Origin of the sequence: Paraburkholderia tuberum STM678, assembly GCF_902833905.1 — a bacterium.
Classification (GTDB): domain Bacteria; phylum Pseudomonadota; class Gammaproteobacteria; order Burkholderiales; family Burkholderiaceae; genus Paraburkholderia; species Paraburkholderia tuberum.
On sequence record NZ_CADFGP010000115.1, the window covers coordinates 1 to 10,842 of the forward strand.

The 10,842-nt window shown below is 55.3% G+C and carries 7 protein-coding genes and 5 pseudogenes; 7 read left to right on the forward strand and 5 right to left on the reverse strand.

Annotated features, from left to right (window positions below; genetic code table 11):
* Positions 1-324: 324 nt before the first annotated feature.
* Positions 325-846: pseudogene (locus tag HWY30_RS39475) on the reverse strand (carbonic anhydrase); the annotation flags it as partial.
* Positions 847-1,574: 728 nt separating this feature from the next.
* Between HWY30_RS39475 and HWY30_RS39480 the strand changes: the two are divergent.
* The 5 genes and pseudogenes from HWY30_RS39480 (at position 1,575) to HWY30_RS39500 (ending at position 5,219) form a co-directional block, all read left to right on the forward strand.
* Positions 1,575-2,273, forward strand: a complete 699-nt coding sequence (locus tag HWY30_RS39480; protein ID WP_090809599.1) for a response regulator — start codon at positions 1,575-1,577, stop codon at positions 2,271-2,273.
* Positions 2,274-2,464: 191 nt separating this feature from the next.
* Positions 2,465-2,789, forward strand: a pseudogene (locus HWY30_RS39485) (IS3 family transposase); the annotation flags it as partial.
* A 124-nt stretch (positions 2,790-2,913) separates the two neighbouring features.
* Positions 2,914-4,019: pseudogene (locus tag HWY30_RS39490) on the forward strand (IS5 family transposase).
* Positions 4,020-4,530: 511 nt separating this feature from the next.
* Positions 4,531-4,908: a response regulator gene (locus HWY30_RS43235; protein ID WP_425199436.1), complete on the forward strand. Its 378-nt coding sequence runs from the start codon at positions 4,531-4,533 to the stop codon at positions 4,906-4,908.
* Between the two features lie 119 nt (positions 4,909-5,027).
* Entirely contained in the window at positions 5,028-5,219 is a 192-nt protein-coding gene (locus HWY30_RS39500; protein ID WP_143037278.1) for a hypothetical protein, read from the forward strand.
* A 507-nt stretch (positions 5,220-5,726) separates the two neighbouring features.
* Here HWY30_RS39500 and HWY30_RS39505 read toward each other — a convergent pair.
* Positions 5,727-6,440: a response regulator transcription factor gene (locus HWY30_RS39505; RefSeq protein ID WP_090809603.1), complete on the reverse strand. Its 714-nt coding sequence runs from the start codon at positions 6,438-6,440 to the stop codon at positions 5,727-5,729.
* 468 nt (positions 6,441-6,908) lie between these two features.
* On the reverse strand, positions 6,909-7,034 hold the full coding sequence (locus HWY30_RS42650; protein WP_279613342.1) for a hypothetical protein: 126 nt from the start codon (positions 7,032-7,034) through the stop codon (positions 6,909-6,911).
* A gap of 123 nt (positions 7,035-7,157) precedes the next feature.
* Between HWY30_RS42650 and HWY30_RS39510 the strand changes: the two are divergent.
* Positions 7,158-7,439: pseudogene (locus HWY30_RS39510) on the forward strand (transposase); the annotation flags it as partial.
* Positions 7,440-7,746: 307 nt separating this feature from the next.
* On the opposite strand, the gene HWY30_RS39515 reads toward HWY30_RS39510, so the two are convergent.
* Positions 7,747-7,923, reverse strand: a complete 177-nt coding sequence (locus HWY30_RS39515; RefSeq protein WP_425199435.1) for a DUF3597 family protein — start codon at positions 7,921-7,923, stop codon at positions 7,747-7,749.
* Between the two features lie 638 nt (positions 7,924-8,561).
* Between HWY30_RS39515 and HWY30_RS39520 the strand changes: the two genes are divergently transcribed.
* On the forward strand, positions 8,562-9,806 hold the full coding sequence (locus HWY30_RS39520; RefSeq protein ID WP_244145197.1) for a M23 family metallopeptidase: 1,245 nt from the start codon (positions 8,562-8,564) through the stop codon (positions 9,804-9,806).
* Between the two features lie 188 nt (positions 9,807-9,994).
* Here the strand turns inward: HWY30_RS39520 and HWY30_RS43240 are convergent.
* Positions 9,995-10,587 (reverse strand): annotated as a pseudogene (locus HWY30_RS43240) (IS6 family transposase).
* Between the last annotated feature and the right edge of the window lie 255 nt (positions 10,588-10,842).

Genomic DNA, 10,842 nt, shown 5'->3' on the forward strand with positions numbered 1-10,842 from the left:
CTGGCGCCGCATTAACGGCCCCGAACAGATCAAGCTGTTGCTGGAGGGTATTGCCTTCAGGGACGGCGAACCGGTGCAAGACGATCAACCGGCTCAGCAGAAACTCGCCGCTTGACGTCGCCGGCTATCAACGGCCCATACACCAGACTTGACGTTATCTCCAGGAAGCGCTGGCGCCTGGTCACCCGTTTCTTGCCCGCACTCTCCGCTTCTGCAAAGCTGATCTGCCGCTTCATCACTATTGGTCCGTTCCGTGAGCTTCCTTCTATAACGTACTCGAACACGTCAGCGATGACGGCCGAGCCTGATAAATCAGTGTTTCCCTAGCGGGGCGGGGACGCTGTCACGGATGATCGCCGTGTCACGCAGCAACCTCACCTGTTCGAGTACGTTGAACTCGGAGAGCCGGCCGGCCGCCCGGTCGCTCGGTTCGCAGTCGAGCTCTGCGCAATGCCGGTGGGCAAGCGCGCGAAGTGGTGCGATGTGGCGGTTGACGTGCGGCATTCCGGAAGAGGGCGGTAGGAGAGATGCGCGTACACCGCCGCAGCCGTAGTGACCGCAAACGATCACGTGCTCGACCATCAGCGCGCGCACGGCATACTCGAGCACGCTCGCGTAACTATTGTCGTTCGGATGAAAATGGTTGGCGACGTTGCGATGGACAAACAGCTCGCCCGGCGCACTGTGGGTGATGGCTTCAGCAGGCACCCGACTGTCGGAGCAGAGTATCCAGAGCACACGGGGATTTTGGCCGAGCGACAGGGTGGTGAAGAAATCTGGCGCGCGTTCAGCGGTTTCTCGCGCCCATACGATATTGGCGAGAAGCATGCTCTTGGGACGATGCATTGCCACTAACTCCCTGATCAGGTAAAGCCTGGTCGCGAAGTGGACCCTTTGAACACAGGCTATGCAAAATGAAACGAGTTCATCGCGCGTATCGACTAGGGCATGATCCAATCGATAGTCATGCAGATGAAAACAAGATGAGAATTGGTCTGACAAGAACGTCTCACATCAAGTTCAATGAGCGAGAGAAAGAGCTGGCATTTTTTTGCGCCTGCAATATTTTTCAGAATCACAGTGCGGGCGTTTGACCAACTTGTACGGTAGCCCCGATGTTTTAGAAGACCTGGAATCTTCGAGCGATGTGGAATTGAGGAATTGTCAAATTGCCAGAATGACGTGAATGAGAAAGTGAGTGACGTTAGTTATACTAATCTAGTAGAAGAAGCGATCCAGAACCGGATTTCCGGTTGCAGCTTCTTGCGCCTCGAAGACACCCTTGGGTCTTCACCGACCAGCGTCGCACCGTTTCGTATGTGAATTCCATACCGTCCCAGCAATATCCGACTGACGCTTTCGCCGCCCGAAGCTCGTTGAAAACGAACCACTCCGTCGTCGGATCATACGGACGACAATGCGCTATCTCCAGATATATCCCGTTGGTTTTTCGGATCAGTCAGACAGTTTGGTGGATTGAATGAGGCTAGTAAGATACCCGCCCTCGATGGCCGCCGTTACATTAAGCATTCCAAAATTCGATTCATAAATGCAGTTGACCGATCGAGCGAGCAATGAAAATCAAGCTGATACTTGCAGACGACCACCCGGCATTAATCACTGGCGTCAAATACGAACTATCCAGAGTCCATACTCTCAGCGTCCTTGGGACGGCGCAGGATTCGACGGAAATCGTCAATTTTCTGTCAAATGTCGAATGTGACATTCTCATCACAGATTACTCCATGCCTAGGGGAGAATACGGTGACGGGATGGCCATGCTTTCGTTCTTAAAGCGCCGATATCCCGACCTTAAGATAATCGTCTTCACCACGATCGACAATTTCGCCATTGCTTCCAAGATGCGGAAAATTGGTATCCAATCGGTACTGAACAAATCGAAAGATGTTGACTATCTGATTACCGCCATACATGCAGTTCACGCGGGTGCAACCTACTTTTCACCGACTTCACGCGAGCAACCCGGAAGAGTCGGCCCAACGCAAGCCATACCCCCGCGCAATCTTTCGGGGCGGGAAGCCGAGGTTGTACGTCTGTACGTGTCCGGCGTCACGATTAACGAAATAGCCGCCCAGTTGAATCGGACGAAGCAGACAGTGAGCGCACAGAAAAGGGCGGCGATGCGCAAGCTGGGCATAGAACGTGACGCTGATTTATTCAGGTTTGCATATGAAAGCGGATTTTCGGCCTCCGCGATTCACGCAGAGGATATCGACGCGAATGTCAGGTTATACCCAAATACGGGTGTCTAATCGTCAGCCAATGCCCGGTACTATTTAGTGGAAAGAATTCGAGCGATTTTTGTTGAAATGAGGAGTCGACGAATCTGACGAATATATATGAACTGGAGCGCAGACGTTAGGATGCCATATCGCCATGTCAGGCTTGAGGATTGATGTCGGGCCTGTTACTGCCATTGTCACGCAAGAGCGTCGAGCCTTATCCAGTTCACGCGAGCGCGAAGCATCGTTGGCGTGATGGACTCGTCGCCGTTGATCGGAGCAATGCCCGCTGATGCTCAGAAGGCTTCGAGTTCCGTTGTGACGATGGCTCGCCGTTACGTGGGACCTTCGCGCTGGACTGCCATGACCGGTAGGTGACATCCGTTGGGCAGCGACTACTGGCGCACATAATGACGACGCGTCGTGCGTGATGTGATGCTCGCTGCGGTCGAGCGACGCTTCGGAGCGACCCAGGCGGGTGCGGCCGTCGAACGGCTGTCGGACAACGGCCCTGGCTACATCGACCATCGCACGCGCAGCTTCGCTCGCGGGTTCCGGCGAACTGCTGCGCCATCAACCTAACAGATTGCGGAAATACCTCGCGCGGAAGTCATCGCGACGGATAGCAAAAGCGTTGATGTGAGAAGCTCACCCGCCCCCCAAGGAGATCATGCGCGGCGCCGACACGTTCACCGAAAGTCTGTTTTCCGTGCGCAAGCTGGACGATTTCGTTCCGGACTCACATCCGCTGCGCTCGATTCGCGTCATGGCGAATGAGGCGCTGGCGAAGTTGGACCGGTTGTTCGCCGGAATGTATGAGGCTGACATCAAGGGCGGCCGCCCGAGCATCGCGCCGGAGAAACTGCTGCGGGCCATGCTGCTGCAGGTGCTGTACAGCATCCGGTCCGAACGCCAGTTCATGGAGCAAACGCAATACAACCTGCTTTTTCGATGGTTTATCGGTCTGTCGATGGACGATTCGGTGTGGGTGCCGACGGTGTTCACGAAAAACCGCGAGCGTTTAATCCGGCACGACGCGGTGGTCGAATTCTTCAGTGAAGTGCTGGCTATCGCGCAGAAGAAGAACTGGTTGTCGGGCGAGCACTTCAGCGTGGACGGCACGCTGATCCAGGCGTGGGCGGGGACACAAGAGCTTTGCGCGCAAGGACGGTGACGACAGCGATAACGACGGTGGTAGCGGCGAGGGGCGACTTCAGGGGTAGCAGGCGGAGCAACGAGACGCACGAGTCGACGACCGATCCCGACGCACGGCTTTACTGCAAGGGCAAGACGGCCAGCGAACTGCGTTTCATGGGCCACACGCTGACCGACAACCGCCATGGACTGGTGGTCAACGCCCGCGTGAGTCGTGCTGACGGGCATGCCGAACGTGAAGCGGCCACGGTCATGATCAACGATGCGCGGCAAGCAGCGAAGGACGCGGCTGCGCAAATCACGCTGGGTGCGGACAAGGGTTACGACGCACACGAATTCATCGAAGCGTGCCAGCAGATGAAGGTCACGCCGCACGTGGCACAGAACACCTCGGGTCGTCGTTCAGCAGTGCCCGATGCCATCGCACACAGCGTGGGCTATGTGATATCGCAGCAAAAGCGCAAGCTGATCGAACAAGGCTTTGGTTGGGCGAAGACCGTGGGGCGCATGCGCCAGGTGATGGTGCGCGGGTTGAAAAAAGTCGACCGGATGTTCGTGTTGAACATGGCCGCCTACAACCTCGTGCGCATGCGCTCTCTGGGGCAGGTCCGCCCGCAGTAGCGGAAATCGCGGTAATCGGGCGAAAAATGCGCCTCAAGCCGTCGAAAAGGGCGTTGAATTGGCGCTGGAATTTCGCCATGCAGAAAATCTGCGGCGGCAACCGCTCAGCGAGATGGACGTTGCTTCTGCTGGGGTGTATTTCCGCAGCCTGCTAACGGTGTCCACGTCCTGAGTTACAGGAGCAACTCCAGCCTCTTTCTATGCGCCGCCACAACACCAAAAACAAATTTATGACGAGTCCGACTGGTGTAAAAGAAAAATAACACCCGTCGCATTTCCGTCGATACTCAAAAAAATAGAATGTATGAAAGGCGTTGGTTGATGCTATTTGCATAGAAAGTGCTTTTATTCCAGCATGAATATTCCGAGTGCGATCTGAATTCATAAAACTCACGGCAATGAAGGGTTTTGGATTGTGCACCTGGAGTCGCGACTCAGACGAGATGGCGCGAAAAACTGTCTTTCCGATAGATCGCGAGGTAGTAAAGTGCAAGGAATAATCAATATTATTGTGGCCGATGACCACCCTGTCGTATTATCGGGTGTCAGAATGGTACTGAGCGGACATACTGATTTAAGAATGGTAGCGACTGCGTGCGACTCGACTGAGGTTGTTGAACGTCTTGCTCGCGTGCCCTGCAGTGTACTTGTCACTGACGACGCGATGCCCGGAGGCGAATACGGCGACGGAGTTCCCTATCTGGCGTTCTTGAGAGAGTGTTTTCCGGATTTGAAGATCATCGTATTCAGTATGAATGGCGACCCTGATCTTCGACGGTCGCTCGAGCGGATTGGAGTGCATTCCCTTATTCTAAAGAGTGCTGACGTCGGCGAGCTTGTATCGGCAATACGCAGTGCGTTCTCGGGCAACCTTTGCAACTTCAGTTAGCAACGTTTGGCTGTTATTTTTGTTGAGTTCTGGTGGATTTTTTCAGGGCGATATAAGTCTTTCCCTTCTTCGGCAGTTTTACAACTTGCGATGTAGTGTGAAGATCAAAGGAAATCGAAATGTCGAATAACAAAGAAGCCGCAACTATTCAGGCGCTACTCGCGTTCGTCAATCTCCAAAAGAATGAAGAGCGCGAATTTATAGTAACAATGAACCTCCTGCTTCGAGCCTCTCCAAAAGGACGGCGGAAAATCATTGCCCAACTTCAGGGGAAAACTTTAATGAACTCTGATGTTCCCGGAAGGCTATAGGCATTGTCGTCGCTGGCCCGGCGCGGCGAATACAACGGTTTGATAGCCGTTATCGACGGCAAACACCATCAAGCAGACGGTTGATTGAGCGGCTCCGCGCGATAAGCCTCGTTCGTATGGGCGTCGTCAAAGGTGGCAAATTCATTCTTCACGCGCTCGCCGGCTGAGGCCCGCAAATACCTAAGCACGACATTGGCGATTCACCGAAGAAAACCCGGCGCACTTTGCGCCACGAGACGCGCAACGGCTCATCCGCCACGTTTCAAAAGTATTTAATTTCTCTCAAGGCTTGACGCTGCCAGCGCATGGCACGGAAGGTTTCGAGCCTGCACCACCGCGAGATGTGAAACAGGAATCGAACCGACCAGCGACCGCAGTCCGTCCTCTATTCCGTTGCGCTCGAGCGACGTTGTCAGTTGCTGAGGTCGTCGCGAAGATGGTGAGAAGAAGAAATCAAAATCGCGGCTTCACGATCACCATTTGTCCGCTGACGTCATCGGTGCGCGATTAATGGGACGTACGCTCGAGTGTCTCGACACTATTCATCTGAGCCAAGCGATAGCCATAACCGTAAACCGCTGCGAGCCGATAACCGTTTTCCGGACGCAGATTGAGCTTGGCACGTAGTACCGACACGTGCGTGTCAATTGTCCGCGACGAGATTTCGGCGATCTGATTCCAGATTACATCGCGAATGTGGGCGCGAGACAACGGTCGGCCCAAGTGTTGGAACAGCAGCAGTGCAAGTTCGAATTCCTTTGGGGTCAGCGCAGCAGCGGTTCCCTTAAGCAGCGCCTGCTTCGCAATCAGATCGAAGTCGTAATCTCCATAGACTTCGCGCCCAGCAGCACTGAGCTGATAGGTGCGTCGCAACAGCGAACTGACGCGCGCGAGCAGGACCCTTCCAGGGACCGGCTTGACGACGTAATCGTCGGCTCCGTGATTAAGTATTGACGAGATATCCGCTTCACTGCTGCGGCTCGTCATGAACAGAACAGGAAGTCGTTCAGAGAGGCTACCTCGAACCCAGCACAAGATCTCTTTGCCCGACATGTCTGGCACGTTCCAGTCGAGTATGAGTAGATCAAAGGTCTGCCGTCTCAGTTGCCGTGCCAGTTCCCGGCCAGAGGAAAACGCGTGGCAGATATGCCCTGCCGGCGATAACGTCTGAGAGCAAAAGTCGGTTTGTGCCTGATCGTCGTCTAGGACAGCAATTCTCATAGAATCCTCAAAAGTATTGTCAAGTTGTCGTTCAGCGCGAGTTCTCTAATGGACTGCCCGCATCATCGATGCCTCTTCGCAAAAAGGCCCCGAAAAAAAGCGCATTTTTCGTGATAAGTATTGGTAAATTAATAATGAAAATTACAAAGGCACTGATGAAATCATTAACTAGTTCGTAGTCGATCGGGTGCTATATCGACATGCTTTTACTGCAGTAGGGTTGCGAATCACGGGAGTTCCTTTTGCGGACGATGCAGATGCCACCGCTGATCCCGGCTCATTCCCGTCTTGATGGTCGGTTAGATCTTGCCGATCGCGTTAGTCTTGACGTCCCTGGTTGGGCGTCTCGTCTGGGATTAGGCTCCTGAAAATAGCTCGCCAGCCGGATCAACCGCAGACGCGGTGCTTGGTCGGCGGCAAACATCTTGATAGCAGCAGACCAATGCGGCCCGGATGGCCGTCGACCATCTAGTAGATCTCGCGCGTGAGCTGTTTGAGAAACCGCTTCGTGAGTTCGATGAAGGTGGCATTCCTGAGCATTTCTTCGAAGATCATGAAGTTCAACTCACCGCGGTTGGTGATCGCCGAAATCATGTTGCACCTTGAAGGGCTTTTCGGCCGCACGCACCAGCGTCTCGCCTTGCGGGGCAAAACTAGTACCGTTCACACGGTTGCTGTGCGAACCCGTTTCTTCGTTCCAATAGATCCCATGCGCGCATTCGTGGCAAGTGGGGAGGTCCACTGCATAGACCGTAAATTGTTCAGCGCGACCGGGGCTACAGTTCTGAGAATCATCGACAGCGCCTGTAAAAACATGGCGTCACGCCGGCGCTCGCAAAAATCGGTTTGCCACACGGCAGTGGTCTCGGAGAAACGCATTGGCCAGTCGAACGATCGATTCCGTGGCTTCGCTCGTTTCGACGCCTGAAGATTCGCTACGAACGATACGCCCATATCCATGAAGATTTCCTTTCTCTCGCTTGCGCTTTGATGTGTTGAGCGTGTCTCAAGCCGATGTTTAACTAATTTCGAAACAGCTTCTAACGGTAGAACTTGTCATCGCAAAAAGCGAGAGCGGACGTCTCTGGCATGTCTATGCCGATGAGCTGTATTCGTCGCGGTCTGTCAATGCAAGCGCCATCGCCGAGTTAGCCGCGAGGGACGGCAGATGTGATCCGTGCATGCCCGCGCGCCTTTCCGAATCAGTTTTCACGATTCACGGCATTCAGCCAATATGACACGTATGAATTTTAGGGCTCTGGCGAATTAGAAGAGGCCCGTATTGGACTTTCTGTCAACGCGTGGCTTAACCGCCCAGATCGGGCGGAAACTTGCCACCCTTTGCGACCAGCGTCGCCGTCACCTCGCTATGCAGCCAGAGGATCACGCTCGCCGAGTCATTCAAGTGTCCGGAATACTTCAGATCCTGCGTCAGCTGTTTGCGATATTCAACGCTTCTGTGCCGGATCAGGAGCAGGCTCAACTGTCGGCGTCCTCGCGTCGGGATTTGCCTCGTGGAACAGCTTGTTCACGATGTCACCGAAGATGCTCAATTTTTTCCCATGAGTCGAAATTGGCCTGTTGGCAAACCCGTCGGCGTCATGAATCGCGCGGGGATCAGCCCAGCAAGTTGGATGCACTAGCTTGCGCCGGCGATCCCGTGAAGAACAACCGATAAAAGCGAGGAGGTATAAGGCGCGCCGCTTTACAAGTCCGAAATTGCATGCCTCCGGTCAAAGCAAATTGGGCGGGCGAAGAGTCGAATCTCCATGAACCTCTGGCGCTCGTCTGAGGTCGTCGAGCTTCGTGATTGTGCCGTGCGCGGGGGCGATGCGACTCGCTGCCGCAGGTCGATACTTATGGGGACAGAGTTCTTTCGGATTGGTCACATAGGGCGAAACGGGGCGTCGCCTTACTCTATCTCTATCGCATTAACCCTTTTTAGGACTCGCATGTAGATAGCGAAGGGACCCTTTCCAACGGTTTCTGACCGGATTGTGTAGCGCGGAAGGGTACCCAGACTGTTGGATTTTCGCTCTATCCCGTTTCCGCCCGCTGCCGCGCGTTTCAAGCACTGTCATTTACGCCTGCAGCCCTCTATTTTGACTGCGAGGTTTTGACATGATGTCGTTCCACTTTCTAGGTAACACTTTCCCCAAGGCGCAAGCCATTGCCATCGAAGTGGGCAATTCTATGCGTTCCAGATGTAAATCTCCAGCGAGTTCCATCGCGGGCGCAGGAGTGCTGTGTGGCATGGTCGCGATTCTCGGCCTATCAGTTTCGACTGCAGCACCAGAAATATTCAATCGCGTGAAGGCATCCAGCGCGATCTGGTCTGGCCTTGGGGTGACCGTGCAGGCTGCGCAACCCGTCGAGCGACCTCGGCAGATGTCCGAAGGTTCGGCCGATATTGCCGGCAAGTTCATCGGGTTCGTTGGCGAGGCTCAAAATAGTCCGCTATCTGGCGCTGTGCCGCTTGTCGCGCCGGAGGCCGAAATCGGGTCATACGCTGGGCGGATCGAAGGCAACTTGCGCGATACTCTGGTGCGGGCCGACGTGCCTGTCGACATACGGGAACAGATTGCACGTATTTTTGCCTCCCGGCTCGACGTTGCGGCGCCCGCGCAGAAGGGCGACACCTACCGCGTTTTCCACGGGCGCGATGCCGCGGCGCCACAGCGCAGGCGCGTGACGGCAGTCGAACTCCGCTCAGGCGCTAAGGTCTACCAGGCCGTGTGGTTTGTCGCACCGGGGCACGCCAACGGGGACTATTATTCATTCGACGGACGGCGGCTTGCCGCTGAACCCTTTTCGATGCCGCTCGATTACGTTAGGGTCAGTTCGACTTTCGGCAATCGTGTCCATCCGGTCGGCGGCAAGCAGCATTTTCACACCGGCGTGGACTTTAGCGCGCCGAAGGGGACGCCCGTAGTGGCGGCGGCTTCGGGAACCGTGAAGTTCGTAGGCAACGAAAGCGGATATGGGCAGTACGTTGTGCTCAATCATCCACAAGGCTATACGACGTATTACGCACATCTGTCTAGCTTCGCCCGCGATTTGCGCGTTGGCGCGTCCGTGACTGAAGGACAACGACTCGGCGCAGTAGGCAGCACCGGCAGGTCCACGGGACCTCACCTGCATTTCGAGGTGCGGCGGAACAATCACCCTACCGATCCACTCGCATTGACGAGCCGAACTGGCGCTTCGCCGCTTACGGCCAGTCAGCGCATCGCGTTCGACGGTATGACGGGCGGCATGCGTGAGCAACTGGCGGCGTTAACGGTCGACGCCCCGACGGTCAGGACAGCATCGAACGCCGGACGCACGCTGAACCACGCAGAGAATCCTAAAGACTCGTTGGTCTGAGTTACGACACTATGCTTCTCTGGATGAGTCGGTCGCTTCGCGCTCGGTGAGTCTCGCGTGCTTCAGTCGATATTTTCCGTGACTGGCATGTCAACTTGCCGAATGACGTGCATGCGAAATCGCATGACATAAGTTTGGCTCACTTGGTTGGCAAGGAGATCCGGAATCGGATTTCCGGTTGCAGCTTCTTACGCCTCGCAGGCCTCCTTGCGTGTCTGCCGCTTCTGTTGCGCGTTCGCGCTGTACCGGCAGCGTTTGAACCGATTGCTCACCTGAGCATGAGCCGACGCGAATCGCGTCAGATAGCGCGCTGATTTGAAGCGTGCAACACTTTTTCGCGCACTCGCGTCGGCTGGTGCGAGTTCTCCGCCCGGTTGTGCAATTGTCGGGGTTCCACGTTACTGGTGATCAGAACACGCGGAGCGCGGCGGTGCTTCCTAAGCAGATCACGCATGATGTGCGTCGCCGCATGCGACTCGCGCCGGCTTTGTGCGAGTACATCCGGTACCGTGCCAGGCTGGTCCATCGCACGCTACGGCGGGTACTGCTTGCCGTCGATCGTGATCACCACTTCGTTGAGGTGCCACCTGTTGGCCGGGTCCAACGCGGTGGAACGGATGCGTCGAGCAATGGCAAGCCCGAACTTCACCGATCAGCGTCGCACCGTTTCGTACGTGAGCTCAATGCCGCGCCCAGCCAGCGATTCTCTGGCCATGCGCAAGTATCGCCACACCGCCTAGCCAATCACGTCGGACGGAAATCGGTAGCCGGCGTAAGAAATGACGTCTGTGGCAGGTGTGTTGTGTTGCTTCTCACCGCGATCCCGTCAACATGTCAGCAACGTGAAGATACCTGCACGGGTGAGGCGGCATTTTCGAATGTCGTAAAGACCACGATTCTGAACTGAGTGCAGGATACTTTCGCAGCAGGAAGGCTAAAAACCTGGTTGGTCAGTAAAAAGTGTGGGTGGATGGAGGCTCGGGGAGCTTGCCAAGTGCATGATAGAGCGCGATTTCCGTGGCTCTGAAGGTTCGGA